Origin of the sequence: Priestia sp. TSO9, assembly GCF_021029645.1 — a bacterium.
In the GTDB taxonomy this organism is placed as follows: Bacteria; Bacillota; Bacilli; order Bacillales; family Bacillaceae_H; genus Priestia; species Priestia megaterium_E.
The window spans coordinates 77,853-101,476 of the sequence record NZ_JAJEKD010000016.1; the positions used below are offsets into that span (position 1 = coordinate 77,853).

General features: G+C 38.8%; 26 protein-coding genes. 9 read left to right on the plus strand and 17 right to left on the minus strand.

The window, feature by feature from the left end; genetic code table 11:
* Positions 1-84: 84 nt before the first annotated feature.
* Genes LJC66_RS25325 through LJC66_RS25335 form a run of 3 tightly spaced genes read right to left on the minus strand, consistent with a single transcriptional unit; the run spans position 85 to position 2,989 of the window.
* Positions 85-912 carry an ABC transporter ATP-binding protein gene (locus LJC66_RS25325; protein WP_013059664.1) on the minus strand — a complete coding sequence of 276 codons (828 nt, stop codon included), beginning with the start codon at positions 910-912 and terminating at the stop codon, positions 85-87.
* Positions 913-938: 26 nt separating this feature from the next.
* On the minus strand, positions 939-1,988 hold the full coding sequence (locus LJC66_RS25330; RefSeq protein ID WP_050688951.1) for a FecCD family ABC transporter permease: 1,050 nt from the start codon (positions 1,986-1,988) through the stop codon (positions 939-941).
* Positions 1,985-2,989, minus strand: a complete 1,005-nt coding sequence (locus LJC66_RS25335) for a FecCD family ABC transporter permease (protein ID WP_028409617.1) — start codon at positions 2,987-2,989, stop codon at positions 1,985-1,987. The genes LJC66_RS25330 and LJC66_RS25335 overlap by 4 nt, the downstream gene beginning before the upstream one ends.
* 179 nt (positions 2,990-3,168) lie before the next feature.
* On the opposite strand from LJC66_RS25335, the gene LJC66_RS25340 reads away from it, so the two are divergent.
* Both LJC66_RS25340 and LJC66_RS25345 read left to right on the plus strand, forming a co-directional pair.
* Positions 3,169-4,158, plus strand: a complete 990-nt coding sequence (locus tag LJC66_RS25340; RefSeq protein ID WP_230933765.1) for an ABC transporter substrate-binding protein — start codon at positions 3,169-3,171, stop codon at positions 4,156-4,158.
* 111 nt (positions 4,159-4,269) lie between these two features.
* On the plus strand, positions 4,270-4,443 hold the full coding sequence (locus tag LJC66_RS25345; RefSeq protein ID WP_230933766.1) for a YozQ family protein: 174 nt from the start codon (positions 4,270-4,272) through the stop codon (positions 4,441-4,443).
* Positions 4,444-4,476: 33 nt separating this feature from the next.
* On the opposite strand, the gene LJC66_RS25350 is transcribed toward LJC66_RS25345, so the two are convergent.
* Together LJC66_RS25350 and LJC66_RS25355 are read right to left on the minus strand one after the other, a co-directional pair.
* The gene (locus tag LJC66_RS25350) at positions 4,477-4,614 is read right to left on the minus strand and encodes a hypothetical protein (protein WP_014457868.1); all 138 of its coding nucleotides are present in this window, start codon (positions 4,612-4,614) and stop codon (positions 4,477-4,479) included.
* A 36-nt stretch (positions 4,615-4,650) separates the two neighbouring features.
* A complete protein-coding gene (locus LJC66_RS25355) occupies positions 4,651-7,761 on the minus strand; it encodes an efflux RND transporter permease subunit (protein ID WP_230933767.1) in 3,111 nt (1,036 codons plus the stop codon).
* Between the two features lie 268 nt (positions 7,762-8,029).
* Here LJC66_RS25355 and LJC66_RS25360 point away from each other — a divergent pair, with 268 nt between their 5' ends.
* The gene (locus LJC66_RS25360) at positions 8,030-8,902 is read left to right on the plus strand and encodes a TetR/AcrR family transcriptional regulator (protein WP_050688948.1); all 873 of its coding nucleotides are present in this window, start codon (positions 8,030-8,032) and stop codon (positions 8,900-8,902) included.
* A 24-nt stretch (positions 8,903-8,926) separates the two neighbouring features.
* On the opposite strand, the gene LJC66_RS25365 is transcribed toward LJC66_RS25360, so the two are convergent.
* The gene (locus LJC66_RS25365; RefSeq protein WP_050688947.1) at positions 8,927-9,511 is read right to left on the minus strand and encodes a DUF502 domain-containing protein; all 585 of its coding nucleotides are present in this window, start codon (positions 9,509-9,511) and stop codon (positions 8,927-8,929) included.
* A 170-nt stretch (positions 9,512-9,681) separates the two neighbouring features.
* On the opposite strand from LJC66_RS25365, the gene LJC66_RS25370 reads away from it, so the two are divergent.
* Together LJC66_RS25370 and LJC66_RS25375 are read left to right on the plus strand one after the other, a co-directional pair.
* Positions 9,682-10,476, plus strand: coding sequence for an SDR family oxidoreductase (locus tag LJC66_RS25370; protein ID WP_153253929.1), 795 nt, complete (start codon positions 9,682-9,684; stop codon positions 10,474-10,476).
* Positions 10,477-10,605: 129 nt separating this feature from the next.
* Positions 10,606-11,808: an MFS transporter gene (locus LJC66_RS25375; RefSeq protein WP_230933768.1), complete on the plus strand. Its 1,203-nt coding sequence runs from the start codon at positions 10,606-10,608 to the stop codon at positions 11,806-11,808.
* Positions 11,809-11,845: 37 nt separating this feature from the next.
* On the opposite strand, the gene LJC66_RS25380 is transcribed toward LJC66_RS25375, so the two are convergent.
* The 6 genes from LJC66_RS25380 to LJC66_RS25405 form a co-directional block, all read right to left on the minus strand.
* Positions 11,846-12,277: a carboxymuconolactone decarboxylase family protein gene (locus tag LJC66_RS25380; RefSeq protein ID WP_050688944.1), complete on the minus strand. Its 432-nt coding sequence runs from the start codon at positions 12,275-12,277 to the stop codon at positions 11,846-11,848.
* Positions 12,278-12,413: 136 nt separating this feature from the next.
* Positions 12,414-13,307, minus strand: coding sequence for a LysR substrate-binding domain-containing protein (locus LJC66_RS25385; protein WP_195695743.1), 894 nt, complete (start codon positions 13,305-13,307; stop codon positions 12,414-12,416).
* A 157-nt stretch (positions 13,308-13,464) separates the two neighbouring features.
* Positions 13,465-14,091, minus strand: a complete 627-nt coding sequence (locus LJC66_RS25390; RefSeq protein ID WP_230933769.1) for an FMN-dependent NADH-azoreductase — start codon at positions 14,089-14,091, stop codon at positions 13,465-13,467.
* A gap of 169 nt (positions 14,092-14,260) precedes the next feature.
* Entirely contained in the window at positions 14,261-15,616 is a 1,356-nt protein-coding gene (locus LJC66_RS25395) for a sensor histidine kinase (protein WP_230933770.1), read from the minus strand.
* Positions 15,594-16,319 (minus strand): response regulator transcription factor, encoded by a 726-nt coding sequence (locus tag LJC66_RS25400; protein ID WP_025752630.1) that lies wholly within the window; start codon positions 16,317-16,319, stop codon positions 15,594-15,596. The genes LJC66_RS25395 and LJC66_RS25400 overlap by 23 nt, the downstream gene beginning before the upstream one ends.
* Before the next feature lie 158 nt (positions 16,320-16,477).
* Positions 16,478-17,605 carry an MGDG synthase family glycosyltransferase gene (locus LJC66_RS25405; protein WP_230933771.1) on the minus strand — a complete coding sequence of 376 codons (1,128 nt, stop codon included), beginning with the start codon at positions 17,603-17,605 and terminating at the stop codon, positions 16,478-16,480.
* A gap of 162 nt (positions 17,606-17,767) precedes the next feature.
* Between LJC66_RS25405 and LJC66_RS25410 the strand changes: the two genes are divergently transcribed.
* The 4 genes from LJC66_RS25410 (at position 17,768) to LJC66_RS25425 (ending at position 19,928) form a co-directional block, all read left to right on the plus strand.
* Positions 17,768-18,418: an undecaprenyl-diphosphatase gene (locus LJC66_RS25410; protein ID WP_230933772.1), complete on the plus strand. Its 651-nt coding sequence runs from the start codon at positions 17,768-17,770 to the stop codon at positions 18,416-18,418.
* A 101-nt stretch (positions 18,419-18,519) separates the two neighbouring features.
* On the plus strand, positions 18,520-18,753 hold the full coding sequence (locus tag LJC66_RS25415) for a hypothetical protein (RefSeq protein WP_195695740.1): 234 nt from the start codon (positions 18,520-18,522) through the stop codon (positions 18,751-18,753).
* 68 nt (positions 18,754-18,821) lie between these two features.
* Positions 18,822-19,259 carry a MarR family winged helix-turn-helix transcriptional regulator gene (locus LJC66_RS25420; protein WP_013085370.1) on the plus strand — a complete coding sequence of 146 codons (438 nt, stop codon included), beginning with the start codon at positions 18,822-18,824 and terminating at the stop codon, positions 19,257-19,259.
* A gap of 27 nt (positions 19,260-19,286) precedes the next feature.
* A complete protein-coding gene (locus tag LJC66_RS25425; RefSeq protein ID WP_230933773.1) occupies positions 19,287-19,928 on the plus strand; it encodes a nitroreductase family protein in 642 nt (213 codons plus the stop codon).
* Between the two features lie 33 nt (positions 19,929-19,961).
* Here LJC66_RS25425 and moaD read toward each other — a convergent pair whose 3' ends face one another.
* From moaD to LJC66_RS25450, 5 genes are read right to left on the minus strand one after another with little or no spacing between them, the layout of a single operon-like run.
* Positions 19,962-20,195 (minus strand): molybdopterin converting factor subunit 1, encoded by a 234-nt coding sequence (moaD, locus tag LJC66_RS25430; RefSeq protein WP_050688936.1) that lies wholly within the window; start codon positions 20,193-20,195, stop codon positions 19,962-19,964.
* A 2-nt stretch (positions 20,196-20,197) separates the two neighbouring features.
* The gene (locus tag LJC66_RS25435) at positions 20,198-20,662 is read right to left on the minus strand and encodes a molybdenum cofactor biosynthesis protein MoaE (RefSeq protein WP_025752620.1); all 465 of its coding nucleotides are present in this window, start codon (positions 20,660-20,662) and stop codon (positions 20,198-20,200) included.
* On the minus strand, positions 20,659-21,186 hold the full coding sequence (gene mobB, locus LJC66_RS25440) for a molybdopterin-guanine dinucleotide biosynthesis protein B (protein ID WP_025752618.1): 528 nt from the start codon (positions 21,184-21,186) through the stop codon (positions 20,659-20,661). The genes LJC66_RS25435 and mobB overlap by 4 nt, the downstream gene beginning before the upstream one ends.
* A complete protein-coding gene (locus LJC66_RS25445) occupies positions 21,174-22,439 on the minus strand; it encodes a molybdopterin molybdotransferase MoeA (RefSeq protein ID WP_230933774.1) in 1,266 nt (421 codons plus the stop codon). The genes mobB and LJC66_RS25445 overlap by 13 nt, the downstream gene beginning before the upstream one ends.
* 17 nt (positions 22,440-22,456) lie before the next feature.
* On the minus strand, positions 22,457-23,473 hold the full coding sequence (locus tag LJC66_RS25450; RefSeq protein WP_230933775.1) for a molybdopterin-synthase adenylyltransferase MoeB: 1,017 nt from the start codon (positions 23,471-23,473) through the stop codon (positions 22,457-22,459).
* Positions 23,474-23,624: the final 151 nt, after the last annotated feature.

The following is a 23,624-nucleotide window of genomic DNA, read 5'->3' on the forward strand; positions in this document are numbered from 1 at the left end:
ATGCAGCTGGAGGGAGACAACCTGTACAGCGAGTTATCTTTAAACGTACAGCGGAATTTTTCTGCTAACTCGCTTTGCTCTTTCTTATTGAGCATGCTGCGTTTCAACGCGCAGCTTATTCACAATACATCGTCCGCGCCCATGAGGAATACAAAGAGGCGTTCCAAATAACGGATCCACCGTCACTTCACAGTTCATATTAAAGACTCGCTGTACTAAATCGCAGTTAATGACTTCTTCTGGTCTTCCCTGTGCATAGATTTTTTTATCTTGAAGCGCCACAATATGATGAGCATAGCGGCAGGCTAAGTTTAAATCGTGCAGCACCATTACGATGGTACGATTTTCTTTTTCATTCAGTTCAAATAACAAGTCCAAGATCTCAATTTGATGTGTCATATCTAAATACGTTGTCGGTTCATCAAGTAAAATAATATCCGTATCTTGTGCTAATGTCATGGCAATCCATGCGCGCTGGCGCTGTCCTCCAGAAAGCGAATCAACTTGACGATCAGCCAAGTCTGCTAAACCTGTTGCCTCGAGTGCATTTTGTACTTTTTCTTCATCTTCTTGAGACCACTGACGGAACCAATTTTGATACGGATAGCGCCCTTGTTTAACAAGCTGCAGCACGGTCAACCCTTCAGGTGCAACAGGACCTTGTGGAAGAATTGCTAGCTGCTTTGCAATTTCCTTTGTCGGAAGAGAGGAAATTTTAGAGCCTTCTAGTAAAATAGAGCCGGCATGTGGTTTCAATAACCTTGCTAGTGAACGCAGCAACGTAGATTTTCCGCATCCATTACTGCCGATAAAGACCGTAATCTCACCCTTTGGGATGGTAACGTCAAGCTCATCTATAATCATCGCTTCTCCATATGATAATGTTAGCGATTTTGTTTCTAACGAATGCATGCGAATCGCTCCTTCTACAAAGAATGCTATACGTTTCTTTGTTTGTATAGTAAATAAATGAAGTACGGTGCGCCAATTGCAGCTGTAAATACACCTGCTGGCACTTCGATTGGCAAGAAAAATGTTCGGCCAATTAAATCTGCTGCTGTGATTAAAATCGCTCCGATTAATGCCGATAGCGGTATTAAAGCGCCGAATGAAGAACCTACCAGCTTTCGGGCAATATGTGGAGCAAGCAATCCTACAAAGCTAATTCCGCCGGCAAATGCAACGGCGCTTCCTGTTAAAGCTGTACTCATCAGCAATAGTGCCAATCGATTTTTTTGAACGCGACTTCCAACGTTAGTCGCAATTTCTTCACCTAATTCTTGAACATTTAAATTGCGAATCATTAAAATCGTAATTATAACCAGCCCTATTGTAACAGGAACTAGTACGGAAACACTGGCCCAATTTGAGCCATACACCGTTCCTGTGATCCAAATATTTGCCTGACTGGCGCGATAGATAGGACCCATAATCATAAACAGCGTGGTCATGGCTTTCGTTAACGCTGTTAATCCAATTCCTATTAATACTAGTGTAATAGGAGAGACGCCATTTTTCCAGGCAAACACATAAAGTAAAAGCGCCACTGCCACTGCACCTAAAAATGCGCTAACAGGCATCCAATTAATACTTACGGTTAACGAGTTGCTTTTATCACTAAATAGTGTCAAAAATAACACTACACCGACTGACGCTCCTCCTGTTAATCCAATTAAGTCTGGTGAAGCAAGCGGATTTCTCACAAGCCCCTGCAAGATAGCGCCTGCAATAGCTAGGCAAATACCGGCACAAATGGCAACAATAATGCGTGGAAGTCTAAAAGATGTAACAACTAATCGTTCAAACTCCAATCCATGACCCGCTAAAATGTTAATCACACGAAGTGGATTAATAAATAAGTCACCCGTACCTGCACTCAATAAAAAGAGAGCAACAAGTGCAGCTGAAAATCCAATAATGATCAGAGCTGCTTTTATGTTAACCAAAAATGAAATTCTCTTTAAGCGAAGAGATAAGTATGTTTTCATGACGCCTTTGCCCCTTTCCTTGCCATATAGATAAAGAAAGGCGTACCAATAACAGCAGTCATGACTCCAACAGGGATTTCTTGAGGCATAATGACATACCTGGCTGCAACATCGGCTAATAAAATTAAGATGCCTCCGGCAACCGCACTATAGGGAAATACCCAACGATAATCTTGTCCTACAATTGCTCTTACAACATGAGGAACAATAATTCCGACAAAGCTAATCGGACCGGCTACTGCAACGGCTCCACCAGCTAAAATGGCAATAATGATGCCGCTTATAATTTTGACAAGAATCGTTCTTTGACCTAATCCTTTAGCTACATCTTCACCAATCGTTAAAATATTAATTTTTGAAGCGATAAAAAACGTGACAATGATTGCTGGTACTATATAAGGCAGTATGCCATACAGCATTTCCACCTTGCGTCCTTGCACAGATCCAGCCAGCCAAAAAAGAACTTGATCAAGCGAAGATTCATCCACAGCCAGCAGTCCTTGTGTTAAAGAAGAGAAAAAGGCTGCAATAGCCGCTCCTGCGAGCGTCAATTTAATAGGCGTTAATCCTTCTTTTCCGAGGGATCCAAGAAAATAGACAACCACTACGGTTAATGCCGCTCCTACAAATGCAATCCACGTAAAAGCTTGAAGTGAATTGACCGAAAAAATCATCACTGCAACAACAATAAAAAAGCTGGCCCCAGCGTTCACACCAATAATATCCGGTGAAGCAAGTGGGTTTTTCGTTAACGCCTGCATCATTGCTCCTGCAATTCCTAAACAAATACCTACCACAGCACCGATTATAGCGCGCGGCAATCGAATATTTTGAATAACTATGTGCTCATTCGAACCGTTAAACGCTTGAAAAGCTTCAAATGCTGTCTTGATACTTGTATCTGTGTATCCGAGTACGATACTTAATCCAATACAGATTAAAAGCAGCATGATTCCAATGATGAGCCCCATTACTTTCATTTGAACACTGCGTAGCATCATTTTCATTGCTCTCCTCTAAGATGATTCCTATATATATCTAACCTTTAGTTTAGGAAACATTGAAAAAAGTGTCAATGATTTTGAGAATCATTTTCAATTTTTAATTGACACCGCTTAAAAGTTAGAATATTATCTTAATTGTTAATGAAAATCATTATCACTTATAAGGGGGAAAAGATGTGAATACATATTCTAAAGGCAAGTTGTCATATTTGTTATCCATTCTTACCATTATGACACTGCTTGTGCTGGCAGCCTGCGGTAATTCAAACAGCGCTGACGATGATAAAAAAGAAAAAACTGAGGGTTCTGGCGAAACTTATACAGTAAAACACGCAATGGATAAAACAGAGATTAAAGGAACGCCTAAACGAGTTGTCGTTTTAACAAACGAAGGTACTGAGGCTCTTCTTGCAATGGGTGTAAAGCCTGTTGGTGCTGTTCAATCATGGTTAGGAAATCCGTGGTACGACCATATTAAAGGTCAGATGAAAGGTGTTAAAAGTGTGGGTACAGAAAGTGAGCCAAGCTTAGAAGCAATCGCTGCTTTAAAGCCTGACTTGATTATCGGAAATAAAATGCGCCAAGAAAAAGTATACGACCAGCTTAGTCAAATTGCTCCCACTGTATTTTCTGAAGAACTGCGCGGAGACTGGAAATCAAACTTTAAGCTATATGCAAAAGCTGTAAATAAAGAAGAAAAAGGTAAAGAAGTATTAGCTGACTATGACAATCGCGTAGCAGATTTAAAAAAACGCCTTGGAGATCAGTTAAAACAAAAAATCTCAGTTGTACGCTTTACAGCTGGAGACGTTCGTATTTATCATAAAGATTCATTCTCAGGCGTTATTTTAGACCAGCTTGGATTCGCTCGACCTGAGTCTCAAGACAAAAATGATTTTGCTGAAATGAATGCAACAAAAGAACGCATTCCGGCAATGGACGGCGACCAGCTATTCTACTTCTCTTATGAAACGGGAGATGGCGAAGCAACGAAGCTTGAAAAAGAATGGATAAACGATCCGCTTTTCAAAAAGTTAAAAGTAGCTCAAGAAGACCATGTTCATAAAGTAGATGATGCTACTTGGAATACAGCAGGCGGTGTATTAGCAGCTAATATCGTACTTGATGATATTGAAAAAATCTTCTTAAATAAAAAACAACAGTAATAATATGAAAGAAAGAGCTTCGACGAATCGAAGCTCTTTTTGCATGTATAATGTATTTCCTTTCATCGCACACTAACCGTGGTCTCACTTTATTAAATAGGAGTGGTGAAAATGAATTCAAAAAAACAGCCTAAAAAGCAGCCTAATACAAATGAAATGGCTGACCCCCAGTTCGAAACAGAAGATTATAACCGACAAGATGCACTCTCACAAGGCCTAGCAGAAACACATGAGCAAGTAAGCGACGCCTATCAAGAAGGATCATTTGAAGATACAGATCGTTAATAAAAAAAGAGCTGACTCTAAGTCAGCTCTTTTTTACTTTGAATGCTGCCATGCTGTTTTAGGCAATGACATGGACATCCACTGCTGGCGCTTTGATTTATCAATCGTTACTTTCTTTGCTTTAATTCCTTGTTGAATCAGCTGTTTCATTAGTTTATCAATTGACTTCATCGCTATTCACCTCAAAAGCGGAAATTTGTTTTGCTTCTACTCTTTTACTTTTTTGCGCTTAAACTTCATAAAAAACTCATAGACAATTGGAACGATAATGAGCGTAAGCAGCGTAGAACTTGTTAGTCCTCCGATTACCGTAACCCCTAGCCCTTTTGAAATAAGGCCTCCACCTTCAAATCCAAAAGCCAATGGAAGCAGTGCACCAATTGTTGCAATAGCTGTCATTAAGATCGGGCGAAGACGTGTCATTCCAGCTTCTAGTAACGCTTCACGCGTCGACAGACCCTCTTGCTCTTTATGAATCACGCGGTCAATCAGCACAATTGCATTTGTTACCACAATTCCAATCAGCATAAGAGCTCCAATCATCGAAGAAATGCTGATCGTTTCTCCAGAGATTAAAAGCGCCACTAGTGCACCAATGAGTGTAAATGGAAGTGAGAATAAGATAGCAAATGGTGCTAGCCCTCCACCAAATGTCAGTACTAGTACGAAGTACACGATACCGATGGCTGCGAGCATAGCAATTCCTAATTGACTAAATGAGTCATTGATTTGCTCTGATGCTCCGCCAAAGTTAATATCCATATCACTTGGCAAGTCAATTTTCTTCACTTCTTTTTGGACGTTAGAAGAAACACCGCCTACATCGTCACTCTTAATATCGGCACTTACCTCTGCATAAATTTTATTATCACGGCGAGTTACCGTATTCGATGTTTTACCTTTTTTAATGTCGACAACTTCATTTAATGTAACTTCCTGTCCAGTTTGAGAGGTCACTTTTGTGCTTGAAAGTTCAGCAAAAGTAGAGAAATCCTCTTTTTCTTTTGGAAGGTATACGTTAATTTCATTTCCGTCTTTTTGGATAGTTGTTAATACTTCACGCTGTCCAAGGTTCGAAATTTGCATGCCAATTTGACTGGCTGACAAGCCGAGTTCAGCGGCTTTCTTTTGATTCGGTACTAGCGTATATTCATCAAACGTATCTGAAAGCGTAGAATCGACATTTTTCAGTTCTTTATGCTTTTCTAAAACATGCTCAACTTTATCAGCATAAGGTTTGATTTCATCTAAGCTATCTCCGTAAATAAGGACGTTTAATGAATTATTGCTGCCGCTAGACGCCGTATTCATTGAGCCCCATTCACCTTGATTCGCTTGTTTATTAAGAGCTTTTAATACTTTATCCTGCTCTTTATCAAAGTTTTGTGTATCCTCGTCATATTGCACAAATGTTAAAACGTTATTTTTGCTTCCCGGATTAAAAGAGTTACCTTCGCCGAACGAATACTGAACCGTTTTGACACCATCTCGCTTCATCAAGTACGCTTCTGCGCGATTTGCTGCTTTTTCTACGTCGCTTTGAGACTGTCCGGCTTTCGGTGTATACGTAAGCGTCAGCGTTTTTTCTTGATCAGATGATAAGAAGCTCACGCCAATAGAAGGAACTAAGAATAAACTTCCTACTAACAGTAGTACGGCTAACCCAAAGGAAATAAGCTTATGGTTTAGCGTCCAGTTCAAAATTCGCTTATATCCGTGCGCTAGTTTGCTTGGTTTTTCTTCTTTTACTTTTACATTTGTTTTAAATAACGAATGAGCAAGCATTGGCACGAGTGTTACCGCTACTAGCAGTGATGCTAACAGTGCAAAAACAACGGTTAATGCAAACGGTAAGAATAGCTCTCCTACCGGTCCTTCTACTAGACCTAACGGTAAGAATACGGCCACGGTTACGATTGTAGAAGAGAAAATTGGAACAAACATTTCTTTCGTCGCCGCGACAATTAAATCTTTTCCTTTAAGCTTTTCTTCCTGATAAGCCATGCGGCGGTAAATATTTTCAATAACGACAATGGAATCATCTACAACCCTTCCGATGGCTACAGTCATCGCTCCAAGCGTCATAATATTTAAAGAGATATCCATTGATTTGAGCGCTAAAATGGCGATCAATAACGAAAGCGGAATCGAAATAACGGCAATAATCGTTGAACGAATATCACGTAAAAATAAAAGAATAATAATAACCGCAAAGACCGCACCGATAATAGCTTTATTTAGCATCGTATGAACAGAATCTTCAATCGGTTTACCTTGATCAAAAATATTGTCAACGTGAAGGTCTTTGTTTTTCTTTTCTAGGCTATTCATTTTTTCTTTAATATCATTTACAACATTTACTGTGTTCGCATCCTTCGCTTTGACAACTTGTACAGCAATGGAAGGTTTTCCGTTCGTGCGAGAAATAGATTCTGCTTTCCCCGTCACTTTAATATCCGCAATTTCTTTTAATTTCACAGTTGGAATAGAAGCTGCGGATGGCGCCTGCTGCACGGTGCCTTGTGTCTGCTGCTGGCTCATTCCTTGTTGCTGACCTTGAGCAGCTCCTTGACTAGGCACAGCTGGAATCTCTAAGTTTTCTAAATCTTTTTCTGTTGTCATCTTTCCGTCTACCACAACAGATTTTTGAGATCCATCCATCGTATACGTGCCAGCCGGCACTTTTGCATCGGATGCTTGGATAAGCTTTTTCACCGTATCTTCATCAAGTCCCAGCTGCTTGAGCTTGTCTTGTTTGAATACAAGTTCTGCTTCTTCAACTTGTTCTCCTGACACACTGACCGAAGAAATCCCCTGCACTTTTTCAACTTGTGGAACAACGGTATTTTTTACATACTTCGTTAAGTCTTCTAATGATTTTTTATCATCTGAAACACTTAATGAAATAATCGGAAAATCACTAATGCTTTGTCTTGAAACATTTGGTTCCTCGACATCATCTGGCAGATCTACGTTTGAAAGAGCTCGCCTAACTTCGTCTTCTGCCTTTTCCATATCTTTACTAAAACTATATTCAACTTGAATGGTAGCCATATTTTCATAAGAAGATGAGCTAACTGTGTCAACGCCGCTCAGTCCCTGGAGCTTTTGTTCAATCGGCTTACTCACCTTATCTGCCACTTGTTCCGGAGTGGCTCCCGGATAAGTTGCACTGACTGTTACAACAGGCGTTGAAATATCAGGAATGGTCTCTAGCTTCATATTAAACCCTGAATACAGCCCTGCAATAATGACAAAGAGCGTTAACAGCCATACTGCAAATTTATTTTTCAATGAAAATTTAATAAACTTCCCCAATGCATATCCTCCTTCAAATATATGTATACTAATAAAATTGACTGATCGGTCACAACAACTTAAAATATAAATGACTAACTAGTCAGTGTCAACCCTAAGCAGGTTCTCTCCTGACTTGTTCATAATAAAGACATATTTATAATAATCGTTTTTTAAAGGAACTGACTCTCGTTCTCAACTTTGATATATACCTTTATCTTTTTTAGTGTATGATACTATTATCTAACGAAATGAATGGCCAAATTGTTCAATAAATGAGGTAGAAGACATGAAGGAAAAAGAAAAAAGAATAATTGAAGCTTCGATTAAGCTTTTTGCAAAAAAAGGATTTAATGCTACCTCTGTGCAAGAAATTGTAGATGAATGCAACATTTCAAAAGGTGCGTTTTACCTGCACTTCAAATCTAAGGATGCACTTTTATTATCAATTCTAAACTTTTACTATGAAAAGCTCTTTAGCTCTGTTTATGCTCTCGACGAGGAAGTAAACGATGCCCGCAGCCGCTATATGAATCAGCTCATCTATTTCTATGAATTTATTACGGAGCACAGAGATTTTATTATCATGCAAATCCGTGAAAAATCTATTCCCTTTAACAAAGAAGTGGAGACCTTTGTTCATAAAATGCAGCGAGAAACGTTTTACTTCCATCGCAAAAGCCTCGTTAGCGTATACGGAGAAGACGTAACTCCTTATATCTCGGATTTAACGAAAATGATTGAAGGTATTCATCATTCCTTTTTAGAAATTATTATCTTCAATCAATTCGAGCTTACATTTAAAGAAGTAGCGCAGTACATAATGGACCGAGTTGATGTATTAGTAGAAGATTTATTAGCTAGAAAACCTCGTCCCCTTATTCCTGCTTCTTTTGGTGAAGATATATACGGAAAGGAACGAACGACTTTTCTCAGTAAAAATGAGCAGGTAAAACAAGCTCTTGAGGAAATTAAACATCTGCTAGACAACAGCGATCATATTTCTGATGAGCACGCAGACAGCTTTCACATTTTACAAACGGAGCTAAAAAAAGATAAGCCTACCGCTGCTATTGTAAAAGGCATGGTTGGAAATTTAACGGAACTTAAACCGTTGGAAGAACCGCTTAATCTTTTAACAGCCTTACTTCAACAAAAATAACAGAAGGCTTCAACAAGCCTTCTGTTATTTTTCTGCTTTTGAACTAGATACTCCCCCAGATAACACGAACTTCATGGCTTCTTCCGGCTTAATATCTAACCATTCAATTTCTTCTTTTGGAATCAAAAAAGTAAAACCGGCTACTTGAAAAGTCTGTGGAACATAAACGGCTACGTGGTCTTTTAATGAATGAATCACCTCTTCTACTTCTTCAGAGGTCACAAACCCTATGACTTTCATTGACGTGCCGGGCATCGTCACTAAAGCGACTTTTGAAAATGACTTTTTCTCTCCAAGAAAAGATTGAAACGTATCTTTAATAACGGTATATAGCGTTTTAACAAGCGGTATTCTTTCTAACAACCGATCAATTAAGTTAATAATTTTCCCTGCAAAAAAACGAGTGGATAACCATCCTAAGAACGTAATTAAAACAAGCGTCGCTAAGATGCCAATCCCCGGTATATAATCCTGCTTCATATAGGGCTTCAATACGTTTCCTAAAATGCTGTCTAAAAAATTAAACACTCTTACTAAAATATAAATAACAAGGATAATAGGGACAATCGTTAAGAGTCCATTAATAAAACTTTTTATGATTGCTTTCATACAAACACCTCATTTTTTCTGACATACTGCTGTTCATTATACAATGGATTTGTTTTGCTGCGTCTCTTTATTTCTATTCGCACACGTATAAACTAACGACGTTTTATCAAAATAATAGATGGGTACATGAACATACATACTTATATATTTATTTTTGCGGAGGGATACAATTGGGACGTTTAGAATCAAAAATCGCAGTGATTACAGGATCAAGCTCCGGCATAGGAAAAGCAACTGCTGAACGCTTTGCGAAAGAAGGCGCGGTTGTTATTTGTGCTGATATTAATTTGGACGGTGTGAAAAAAGTAGCTCAAGAAATTAAAGATGCTGGCGGTGAAGCCCATGCCTACTATATCGACGTAGCTGAAGAAGAAAAAGTAAAAGAGTTCACAGCGGAAATTGAAAAGAAATTTGGAAAAGTGGACATTCTTTTTAATAATGCCGGTACAGACACAGAAGGCGGCAAGCTTCACGAATATCCAGTAGAACTTTGGGATCGCTTAATGTCTGTAGATTTGCGCGGAACATTTCTTGTAAGCAAATACGTTATTCCCCTGATGTTAGAAAATGGCGGATCGATTATTAATAATTCATCCGTATCCGGACTAGCAGCAGACTTAGACCGTTCTGGCTATAACGCAGCGAAAGGTGCTATTACCAACCTAACAAGAACCATGGCAATTGACTACGCTCGTGAAGGTATTCGCGTTAACTCAATTGCTCCGGGCACAATCGAAACACCGCTTCTTGATGATTTATCAGGCGCTGAAGAAGGAAAAAAATTTAGAAAAGCATATGAATGGGTCGATCCGATGGGCCGTCTAGGCAAACCGGAAGAAGTAGCCGGTGCTGTATTATTTTTAGCATCTGATGACAGCTCCTATGTAACAGGTGATTGCATTACTGTAGACGGCGGTCATATGGCGTATACATGGCCTGGAAAAATGCTTTACGATAAAATGTGAGAATAAAATTAGCTCTATACCATTAGGTATAGAGCTTTTCCGTTTGCATTTTTTCTTTAAAATAGACGTGACATTATGTCAAGACAAGTGTAAACTTAAAGCAAAATTCTTTGCTTCTAGGAGGAAGACATGAAAACAAAACAATTATCAGAACGTCAGCTTCTTGGCATCGCAGGGCTCGGATGGCTCTTCGATGCAATGGATGTTGGCATTTTGTCTTTTATCATTGCAGCTCTTCACGCTGAATGGGGACTTTCCCCTACTGAAATGAGCTGGATAGGCAGCGTTAACTCGATTGGAATGGCCGTTGGAGCTTTAGTGTTTGGGTTATTGGCTGATCGAATTGGACGAAAAACCGTTTTTATTGTAACTCTTGTTCTTTTTTCAGTAGCAAGTGGCCTTTCGGCTCTTACTACTACCCTTGCTGCTTTTTTAGTATTTCGATTTTTAATTGGAATGGGTTTAGGAGGAGAGCTGCCTGTTGCTTCTACACTTGTTTCTGAGACTGTGGCACCGGAAAAACGCGGTAAAGTGGTCGTCTTATTAGAAAGTTTTTGGGCGTTCGGCTGGCTACTGGCAGCGCTTATTTCTTACTTTGTAATCCCAGCCTACGGGTGGCAGCTAGCGCTTATCCTGACGGCTATCCCAGCGTTTTATGCCATTTATTTGCGCATCAAACTGCCAGATTCTCCTCATTTTGTGGAAACGACAAAAGAAAAGAAACCGTCGATTGCGGACAATGTAAGAAGCGTGTGGTCTAAGCCTTATCGTCAATCTACCATTATGCTGTGGGTTCTGTGGTTTTGCGTTGTATTTTCATATTACGGCATGTTTTTGTGGCTACCTAGCGTCATGGTCATTAAAGGATTTAGCTTAATCAAAAGCTTTGAATACGTATTGATTATGACATTAGCTCAACTGCCCGGCTATTATACGGCTGCTTGGTTTATTGAACGCATGGGCCGAAAATTCGTATTGGTCACCTATTTGTTAGGTACGGCTGCCAGCGCATATATCTTTGGAAATGCCGAGTCACTTTGGCTGCTGCTAACAGCAGGTATGCTGTTGTCTTTCTTCAACTTAGGCGCTTGGGGTGCTTTATACGCGTATACACCTGAGCAATATCCGACATCTATCCGAGGCACAGGAGCTGGAATGGCTGCTTCTTTTGGGCGAATTGGAGGAATTTTAGGACCGCTGTTAGTTGGATATATGTCAACGCAAGGTACATCTTTAACCGTTACGTTCTCAATCTTTTGTGGAGCTATTTTAATCGGTGTTGGTTCGGTTGTTTTTCTAGGAAAAGAAACCAAACAAAAGCAGCTCGCATAAACAAAGACGCTCTTTTAGAGCGTCTTTGTTTTGCTTATTATTTATTTTCTACCAGCTCTTTTTCACCTGTTTCTACTTCCACGTCACGCTGAGCGAACACTTTCTTAGCTACATTTAAAGCATTTAACACGCGAGGGAAACCTGTGTATGGGATTAATTGAATGATGCTCTCCACAATTTCATTCGGCTCTAGTCCAGCTGTTAAACCTGTATTTAAATGCAGCTCAAGCTGAGGCTCTGTACCCTGAGTGACCAATGATGAAATGGTAACTAACGCTCTCTGCTTATTCGTTAAACCGGGTCGTGAATAAATGTCTCCATAGGCAAATTCAATAATATATTTCCCAACGTCAGGAGCTAGGTCTTTTAAGTCTTCTGTAATTTTTAAATGAGTTGAAATATCATCATTACTCGTTAATGTATATTCCATTAATTTATCTAAACCTTTTTGATAACTATCTTGTGCCATGTAAAATCAACCTCCGTATTTTTTACTGACACCGCGCGGAATCAATGTTTGCTTTCTTGTATGTTTTCTACACTATCTACTTTAACGCACATTCTCTCTTTCGTAAAATACATATATTCAATACAACATATGCATTTTATCTATATAAAGCAGAATGCTGTTTATTCATATAGTGAAGAAATTGCTTAGAGGCATATGAAATATATTTATCTTTTTTTAAAATCAACCCTAAATCCCATGAAATTGAAGGGTTAGTAATAGGAACGGCTTTTACAATAGAGGAATCTACTTTTGCCGCAATGGACTGTGGAAAGATAGATACGCCTAAGTTTTCTGCAATCATTTCACCAATAAAATCCCATTGAGAGCTCTCATAAGCTACGTTAGGTTCAAATCCCGCTTTTTGACATGCCTGAATAAGTCGGTCGTGAAGCGTAAAGTCTTCATTAAATAAAATAAATTTCTCTTGGGCTAATTCATTAATTTCCACATGAGTCTTAGAGGCTAAAGGATGGGAATGGTGAACATATAAAAGCATTTTTTCAGAGATAAAAGGATTAATATCAAAAAGATGTTCATTTACTGGAAGCACGGCTACACCTAAGTCTAACTCTCCTTTTTCTACTGCTTTTTGAACACGATTTGCTCCGTATTCAATAAGTTTAATCGTAATATCTGGATAGAGCTGCTGAAACCCTTTGATAATCTTTGGAAAGAACAGAACTCCAATCAATGGAGGAATTCCAATTTTAATCACTCCTTTTTTCAGATTCATCACATCATATAAATAAGTCGATAGCTCATCAATGGATGCCATGACTTTTTGTCCTTGCGCATACACCACTTCCCCGGCATCCGTTAAATCAATCTGTCGTGCGGACCGATCAATTAATTCTACTTCCAATTCTTCTTCTAAGTTTTTCACCATTTTGCTCAAGGTCGGCTGTGAAATATGGAGACTTTGAGATGCTTTAGTAAAGCTCCTTAATTTAGCGACTTCTAAAAAATAATTAAGCTGACGAATATCCATCTCTGCTCCTCCTATAGATAAAGCAAATATCTTTTATATTATTTATTCATTTTACCTATTATTTTTTAAGATATACAGCAAAAAATCCGAACGATTCATCGTTCGGATATACCTTCACCTAAAATACTTCTGTCCCGTCTTCTTTTACTACTATTATTTAAAATGTTTTAGCTGCTTGTGCTGCTTGCTCTAAGCCACTTTCAATAATTTCTTGCGCACGATCTGGAAACTGATTATGTCCTTCAATAATAACAGAGTTCACGTCCGTGATTCCAAAAAATTGAAGTACGCTGCTGACATATTTAACGGCCATTTCGACCTCAGCTGCTGGACCTTCTGAATATACTCCGCCTCGTGCATTTAATAACATCACTTTTTTATCGCCTAGTAATCCCACCGGACCTTCTGGCGTATACTTAAACGTTTTGCCTGCTTGATTTAAATAATCAAAGTACATATGAAGCACGGCCGGCACAGTAAAATTCCAAAGCGGAAAGGCAATAACAATTTTATCTGCTCTCACAAATTGTTCTAAGTAGTAATTAGCAGTTTCTGCTGCTTTGTTTTCCGCTGCCGTCACTTCTAGCCCTCTTGCTAATTTAAACTGACCGTTTATCATGTCGGCACCTAAATAAGGAAGTTCTTCTTGAAACAAATTTAGCTCTATTATTTCTTCACCTTGGTGCGATTGTTGATAGCTTTCTAAAAATGCATCATATAATTTCACGCTAACCGCTTCACTTGCCGATCTGTCATTTGCTTTTATAAAAAGAGTATAACTCATACTAAAACCTCCACTGATTGTTGATACTCTTATTTTATTCGCTTTTTTCGTGCGTTTCGAACGACTTTATAATGAAATACCTTCATACTTTAGTCTGAGAAAAATGAAACGATCCAAACGATTTATCGTTCGGACCTTCCTTCTACTAAACTAATTTTTTCTAATCTCCTCATTTCACAGATGAAACGGGAAGGTGAATCACAACTTCCGTTCCTTGTTCTTCTTCACTTTTAATAAAAATCTCGCCTTTATGCTGGCGGACAATAGTTTGTGCAATCGATAGTCCAAGCCCCGTTCCTCCCGTAGCTCTGCTTCTGGCTTTATCCACTCGGTAGAAACGTTCAAAAATATGGGCAAGATCTTCTTTTGGAATGCCAATTCCATAGTCTTTTACTTTGATAATGACATCTTCCTGCTTTTTTTCAACGGTCACTTCGATTTTATCCGTACTGTATTTAATTGCATTATCAAGCAAAATAATCAACACTTGCTTCATTTTTAGTTCATCCACTTCAATCGTAATGGGCGTTTGATCATAATGAAGAACTAATTCTCTTTTGTATACTTGCTGCAGCTGCTTAACGATTTGTTCAAAAATAAGAACAAGATCTGTTTGCTTCATATCAAGCGTTTGTTCTTTTTCCACACTTGCCAGATCAAGCAGCGTTTCAATCATTTTTTGCATTTTGGTTGCTTCCGCATAGATGGTGTCGATCGCATCCAGCGTAATTTCTTCATTTTTAATCCCTCTTCTTCTTAATAAATTAGAATAACTGCGAATAACGGTTAGAGGGGTTTTTAATTCATGAGAAGCATCGGAAACAAACTGATTTTGCTTTTCAATATTTTCTCGCAAGCGGTCAATCATATGATTAAAGGTAACGGTCATTCCCTGCAGTTCATCTCTCGTTTCCGTTTGAATGAGGACCTTTTTAGGAACACCGCTCTCTTCGATCTCTTTCATCGTTGTGACCATATTTTTAATAGGATGCATAATGACGCGTGATAACCATCTTCCTCCTAAAAGAGACAATAAAATGGACACAAGCGAACAAAAAATCAAAATTGATAGCAAAATGTCTTTACGGGTTTCAAAACCAGTCAGGAGCTCACCAATCTCAAGCGTTTCAACGACTTGATTATTGACTTTGACAGGCATGCGAATAACCAATACCTGCTTTTCTCTGATTTTGCGAAGTTTCACCTTTTTTTTCTTTGAAAATTCGGGCTTAATTTTCACCAGATGAGGATCATTTGATACTTGGTTAATGACCGTAGAATTTTCTGAAACTGTTCGGATAAATGAATGGTTGGTTAAATAAAATTTTAGTAACTCCGGCGAGAGCTCCACGGAATGATCTTGCTGACCTTTTTGAATAATCTCGCGTGCTTTTTCGAATAAAATGTCCTGTTCCATATTCACCGTAGATTTAGTAAAGGAGAAAAAAACAACAATGTTCATGATTAATAAAATAACCACTAGCCATGCTGTTGTCAGTAAATTAATCTTCGTCGTGATCTTCATGTTTCTCCTCTTTCATCATATATCCTACGCCTCGCACCGTATGAATGAGAGAAGTAGAAAAACCTTCATCTACTTTTTTTCTTAAGTGGCGAATATACACATCAATTACGTTCGTTTCTCCTTCATATTCATAGCCCCAAACGTTTGTGAGAATTCCTTCTCTCGTGACAATTTTATTTTTATTCGTAAGCAAATACACAACTAAATCATACTCTTTCGGTGTCAGCGTAATGGATTCGTTGTTTCTAAGGACTTCCCTTGTTTCAAGATTAATAGTCAAATCACTGATCGTTAAGAGCTCCGCTTCAGCTTCTTTCGTTCCTGATGCTTCTACGAGCGAACGATAGCGAATACAAGAGCGAACCCGTGCTAACAGCTCTTCAATTTCAAACGGTTTTGTAACATAATCATTAGCCCCTTGATCTAAGCCCATTACCTTATCTAGCGTCGTATTTCTGGCAGTTAATAAAATAACTGGCGTAAATACTTCCGCTTTCCGAAGTCTCCTTAACACCTCAATACCGCTTAGGCTTGGAAGCATCACGTCTAGCAAAATGAGGTCATATTGAGCGGATATTGCCGTCTCTAACCCCGCTTTCCCATCGTACTCAACATCTACTTCATAATCTTCAAATTCCAATTCAATCTTTAACACTTTCGCAATTTGCGCTTCATCTTCCACAATTAAAATTTTCTCTTTCATGTTATACACCTCTCACCACATGTCTTAAGTGAAAGAATAGCTTCTTTAGATAAAAAAACAACACCTTTTTCAAAAGATGTTTGTTTTTTTATCTAAACCCTACTTTTTCAACATACTTGTCTTTTAGCTTATCCTTATTGTTTGTAGACATGAATGTTTTACGCATGAAGACCAATCGTTTGCTTTTCACCTAAAATCCAATTGACTACTGCTAAAAGTTCTTCAGGCGTTTGTGCTTCGATTTCTTTATGATAAGCAGCAATGGCGTTATATAATGTGTTCATTTTATCAGCATCCTGCAGCACTTCCTGCAGCTGACTTTCTAACGATTGATCCGTCTTTAGTTCTTGAACTAAGTTTTGCTCTGTCAAATAGCGTAAATTTACCTCTTCTTGACCCGGTAAAGCAGAATGAACAAAAATCGGTAAATTTTTGCGAAGAGCTTCACTGACCGTGATACCACCTGGCTTTGTTACGATAGCATCTACTTGTTCATACAGTTCATTCATTTCTGTGCGTGATGAAATGTACGGAATTGGTGTAACGTGCTGTAATTCCCATCCCTTGATTTCTTCATATAACTTTTGATTTTTTCCGCATAAGACAAAGTAATGAAAATGGCGCGCATCTTTTAAATCATTGTAGAAATCCATAATATTGCCTAAGCCGCTGCTGCCTCCGGCAATTAAAATATTTTGGTTACCATGATGCTTAACAGTTCGTGTTTTTGTTATTTCTTCATGTACCGGTATCCCTGTGACCATCATATTTTGAAGTGGAATTTCACTTTGAGCACGAAGCCCTCTTCTTACTTCTTCACTAGGAAGAAAGTGAAAGTCAATCTCTTCTTTTCCCCATAAATTATTAATAAAGAAATCCGTGTAGACATTTATAATAGGAACATCACACTTGCCTTTTGCTTTTAATTGACTGAGCAAATAAGAAGGAAACCCATGTGTGCATATAATTAAATCCGGATTTTCTTCTTTAACTAAGTGCTCCATTTTTTTTGCGAATACGTGATGATACCATTTGAATGAATGAACAGGCGGTTCATAAAAGAGATGTTTGTATGCCATATTGTACGTTTCTGGAGCATAACGAATCCATTTCAAATATGTGCCTGTGACCACTTTTTCTAATAGTTCGTTTGTATAGCTTAATAAATCTATTTTTTTATAACAAATATTTGTTGTTCTTCTTTCCAATATATCCATTAACGCCTCTGCCACTTGATGATGGCCAGAAGGCATTTTTAGAAGAGGTAAAAATAAAACCTTTTTCAACTGTTTCATCTCCTATTCTAAAAGCAGTTTCTTCCTCTCCTTTTTATATCATTAAATGCCCTTAAATTTCGGATTTTAATTGATTTTTAATGTGAAATTCATCGTTTTTTTAGAGTGTCAATCTAAACTAAGAGTGAAAAGTACTGCATAAGGAGAAAACAAATGAACCTCAATTACGAAGTATTTCAATGGATTAACTCGTTTGCTGGTGAATCCAGCGCAATGGATTCTGTCATGATTATCATCACGAATAGCGTTCCTTATTTTATAATGGCTTGTTTGCTTTTGCTTTGGTTTAGCGGAAAAACAGAAAGAACAATTTATCACCGTTATACGGCTTTATACATGTTGTTTACAATTGTACTTTCTCTATGTATCAATGAGGTCATTCACCTGGTGTATTACCACCCGCGTCCGTTTGTGACTCATCACGTTCATAAGCTGATTCCGCACCCGGCTAATTCATCTTTTGTGAGTGATCATTCGATTTTAGTCTTTTCTGCTGCTTGGATCATGTGGTTACGAAAAAACAAATGGAGAAGCATCATTTTTATATGGGCTGTCATTTCGGGCCTTTCACGTATTTACGTAGGCGTTCACTATCCAGCAGATGTACTTGGAGGCATGGTGATTGCGGGAGCTATCGGATGCTTTATTATATACGTTTCAGCTAAAACAGCTCCTCTTATTCAGCGATTATTCTGGATTCACGATTTGATTATCAAGCGTATTCCGTTTCTATCTCCCTATACGCATGAACAAATTAGCAAAAAAATCATTCAGCTTAAAGAGGCTGAGAGAAAAATAGTTTAGCTGAAATGAAAAACGAACCACTAATCAAACTGTTTGATTAGTGGTTCGTTTTTTTTTGTTATGGTGAACGTAGATTTTATCTGTTTCGTTCCTTCCAGCAGTTGATTGGAGGGCAAGGCGAAGACTCCTGCGGGAACAGTGGAACAGGTGAGACCCCGCAGGAGCGCAAGCAACGAGGAGGCTCAGCGGCCGAGCAAGCAGTCCAGATTATATATCCAGATTGTTCGCCTTTGGATGGGATTCATTTCGTTACGTCTCAGCCTCTTTCTTTATTATTTTTAAAAAACAACGTTCACTTTCTTGACTTTCACTTTTATTTATTTTATATTAGTTGATGTATCAAACATTGATGTATCAAATATTAATTCATCAATAAATATTATAGAAAAAGGGAGCGACTTTCTTGTCACATTCATGTTCTGAAAAAGCAAATGTTCTGTATGCTCTGCAAGAAGTTAATAAACAAATTAATCAAAAGTTTGAGCATTGTACCGGTGTTAGCCAATCACGTCTTGATATTTTACATCAGCTTTATGAAACAGGTGAAATGAGTCAAAAGGCGCTTCAACAGCAAGTAAACATTGACAATGCTGCAATTACAAGGCATTTAAAGCAGCTCGAAGAAAGAGATGTTGTATCACGCCGTAAAAACCCTGATGACAACCGCGTAACATTTGTAAAGCTTACGAAAAGCGGACATGAAAAAATCGGTGCATTTCGAAACGAAAAAGCTCGCTTTATTGATGAAGCATTTAAAGATTTCAGCGAAGAAGAACAGCTGCTGCTTTCCAAAATGCTCGAGCGTTTAAAAGTAAACATTTCGGCCATTGAACGGTCATAACATTTTTAACATAAAGGAGAGTTCATCATGACACAAACAAAAACACTAAACAATGATTTTCAAGATATTATTACAGGGCGCAGATCTATTCGTTATTACGATCCATCTGTCAAAATCAGCCGCGAAGAAATGAAAGAAATTTTAACAGAAGCGACGCTAGCTCCATCTTCTGTTAATGCACAGCCTTGGCGCTTTCTAGTAATTGATAGCCCTGAAGGAAAAACAACATTAGCTCCGCTTGCTAAATTTAATCAGTCACAAGTAGAAACATCAGCAGCTGTTATTGCGATATTCGGCGATTTAAAAAGTGAAGAAAATTTAGATGAAATTTACGATAAAGCTGTTGAACTAGGCTATATGCCACAAGAAATTAGAGACATGCAAATCCCTAAAATCAAAGCGCACTACGCAGCTGCTTCTGAAGAATTAAATAAAGAAACAGTATTAATTGACGGCGGTTTAGTATCCATGCAGTTAATGCTTGTTGCACGTGCTCATGGTTATGATACAAACGCTATTGGCGGTTATGAAAAAGATCAAATTGCCGATGCATTCGGTTTAGACAAAGAGCGCTATGCACCGGTTATGTTACTTTCAATCGGCAAAGCAGCAAATAGCGGTTACCCGTCTGTACGTTTACCAATCGAAAAAGTAGCTCAATTTAGATAATAAAAAAAGGTGCTGTGTATTCAGCACCTTTTTTTATCCTCCACTAACGGGTGGAATAAATGCGACGGTATCTCCCGTTCCAATGGCTTCTTCATCTGTTACAAACTCTTCGTTGACTGCTGTCATCGTTTGCTCCAGAGAGGAAAGTTTATACGTTTTTTGTACATATTCCTTTAATTCCTTCACTGTTATATCTTGCTTATCAACTGTTACTTGTTCCACTCCAGCCTCTTCACGTATAGCAGCAAAAAATAAGACGTTAATCATTTTCACATCTCCTTCAATGGCTTTCCTTCAGGATATTCTTTCGTTTCTAACTGATCTCCAATCCATTTTGTTCCGTCTTCCCAAAATTCTTTTTTCCAAATTGGCACAATTTGCTTAATACGTTCAATAGCATACTCGTTTGCTTCATAAGCTGTTTTGCGATGCGGAGAAGAAACCGCAATAACTACTGCGACTTCTGTTATATCAAGCTTCCCGATTCGGTGAGTAATAGCTGTCAACGCATCGGGCCACTTTTCCTGAATTTCGTCACCAATTTGGCTAAGCATTTTCACTGCCATTGGCACATAGGCTTGATATTCAAGAGAGAGCGTCTTCTTGCCTTTTGTAAATTCTCTTACCGTTCCAATAAATGTCGTAATAGCTCCCGCGTCTCTTCTAGAAACTTTTTTAATTATTTCATCTACAGCAATTGGCTGATTTACTACTTCAAATAAGTGCTGGTTCATCTTCTTTCCCCCACTTCTTTCAATAAAAAATTAAGATAAAGTTCGTCTTCTTGTAAATGAAACATTGGATATGCTCGCTGCACTTCTTTTTTTAGCGGAACGTGACTAATCACACATATAATATTGGTTAGAGAGGAAAGCAGAACAAGATCTTCTTCACTTCGAATCAAGACTGCTTTTGGATAGGATTCTTTTTTATATCCTTCAATAAAAATGACATCTGGCGAGAAAAATTGATAAAAATCAATCAGCTTTTTTAGGCTCCAGTCTTTACTATCTGCCGTAAGCTGAAGGATTCCACCTCCCTCTACACCTGCCACATCGGCACCTGCTTGCTGGTGGCGATGACTGTCTTTTAGCTCACTGCTGCTATCTGGAGGTCCGCCGTGTCCATGGTGCTTAATAGAACCTACACATAGATTGAATTGTTTCGCTCTTTTAATGAGCTTTTCCACTAAAGTAGTTTTTCCGCTGTTTTGAAATCCAACTACTTGTAAAACGGTACAACAAGCTACCAAGGCCATTCACTTCCCCGCACGTCATCTAGCAATAAGACGTCAACCAGCATTCCTTCTTTGTATCCTCTCGTCCCTCCAGGAAATATAATTAATGTATCCGCATGAGCTAAAGAAGAAACAGCACTAGATTTTGTAAAGCTTAATGGAGAAGCAATCAGCTGTCCTTCCCTGTATGAAAGCCTGCCAGATACAAATCGCATAAAAGGATTTGGCTTTAAGAAGTCCTTTCCTAACAAAGCTTTTTCTTTCCGAAGATGAGGGGCGCTTTTACCCGCATATGTACTGATTACCGGACGAGCCAGAAGTTCAAAACCGACATAGCACGCTGTAGGATTTCCCGATAAGCCAAATAAAAGCTTTTCTCCCATACGAGCAACCGTTGTTACACTGCCTGGCCTCATCGCAATTTTATTAAAGAGAACTTCGGCTTGTAATTGCTTATAAACATCTGGTAGATAATCATAGTCTCCTACTGAAACGCCGCCCGTCGTAATCAGCATGTCCACTTCTGATAGTGCAGATTTTACCGCATTGTAGCACTCACTTAAATCATCGGGCATGATACCAAAATAGTTCACTTCGCCTCCAGCTTTTTCAATTTGCGCACGAAGCATATGAGCATTGCTATTACGAATTTTGCCTCGTTCAACAGGATCACTCACTTCCACTAGTTCACTTCCAGTTGCAAGTAATCCAACTACAGGCTTTTTGAAGACAGCTACGTCACTATAGCCAAATGTGGCTAAAAGAGCTGCTACTCCCGGAGTGATATACGTTCCTTTTGAAGCTAACACAGTGTCTTTTGTTGTTTCTTCTCCTTGAAAAGAAACGTTATCTCCGCTGTTAAATGAACGCTTGATTTGAACGATCGGCTGATTGTCTTTCGTATATTCTTTTGTTACTTCAAGCATCGCAACCGCATCGCAGCCTTTGGGAATAGGAGCTCCTGTCATAATACGCACAGCCTGCATCGCGCTGACTGTATGTTCAAAAACAGAACCCGCTCCTATTTCTCCTCGAACAGCCAGTTCTACTGGATGAAGTGATGATGCTTCTTTCGTATCTTGCGACCGAACGGCAAAACCATCATATGGTGAACGATCAAAAGCAGGAATATCATGATCTGCTATTAAATCTTCAGCTAAAAATCTGCCGTGAGCTTCTTCAAGCGCAATGATTTCTTGCTTTCTGTTTTTTGCATACTGCATCACTCGTCCAACGCATTCTCCGACAGGGATAGGAGTTCGCTTTTCTCTCATTCTTTTCACTCCTTTACTCATCCTAGTAAACGATAATATAAGCTTTTCGCAAATTGAATATCATTCGTTCCATGAATAAATACACGGCCATCTTGAAAAATTACAAAGCGCTGCTCTGGAAGCTGACATGAGAGAAGGTATGGATTGCGGTCCACTTTCCCCTGTTTTTTTAACCGGTTTTCCAATTCATCGAAGTTGTACAAATGACGCTGCGAAGGTCTGATTTGAACCGTCTCTCTGCCGCACAGAACTTCTGTTTTAAGCTGATTTTCATACGCTAGGTACGGATATGTTCGAGTCGATCCGCAAGAAGAACATTTATCACTTTTCATTTTGCCCGTCTTAAATTCAGCATGCTGATTATTCCAGACGTCAAAGGTTAGAAATGTGTGGCGCAAAGCTTCAACATCTTCGACTAAAATTTTTAATGCTTCGGTTATTTGATAGGCTGCCACGATTTGAACAGCGGGACTGATAATTCCTGCTGTCTCACAGGTTGCTCCTCCGACAGGCACTTTTTTTAATATGCAGTGCAGACAAGGGGTTACATTGGGGATAACGGTATAAGTGGCGCCATAACTCCCTACACATGAGCCGTATATCCAAGGAACTTCATGCTTATGTGACAAATCATTTAAAATAAAACGGATGTCGAAGTTGTCTGTCGCATCGATAATCACATCAGCTGTTTGGACGATATCTTCTAAATTAGCAGGCTGAGCATCCATCACCAGCGCTTCAATCTTTACTTCCGTGTTTATTTGACGCAAACGATTTTTTGCTGCTACAGCTTTAGGTAGTTTGTTTTGCGCATCTTGTTCTGTATAAAGCTGCTGACGCTGTAGATTACTCCATTCCACATAATCACGATCTACAAGAGTCAATTTTCCAATTCCAGCACGCACGAGGGCTTCGGCGCTAGCGCTGCCTAGAGCCCCTGCACCTACAACTAAAACATGCTTATTTCTAATTTGCTGCTGCCCTTTGTTTCCAACGGGCTGGAAAAGCTGCTGACGTGAATAACGTTCTGTCACTCTTTTCTCTCCCTTTCTCATTCAATCTCTGACTTCACTGTCTATTCCTTCGTCAAAGATATTTCTTTAAAAACATGCTATTATACACATAAAGCTACGCTGCTTCACGGAGGCTTTTTTGCATAAATATACAAATATATTTTGATGGAGG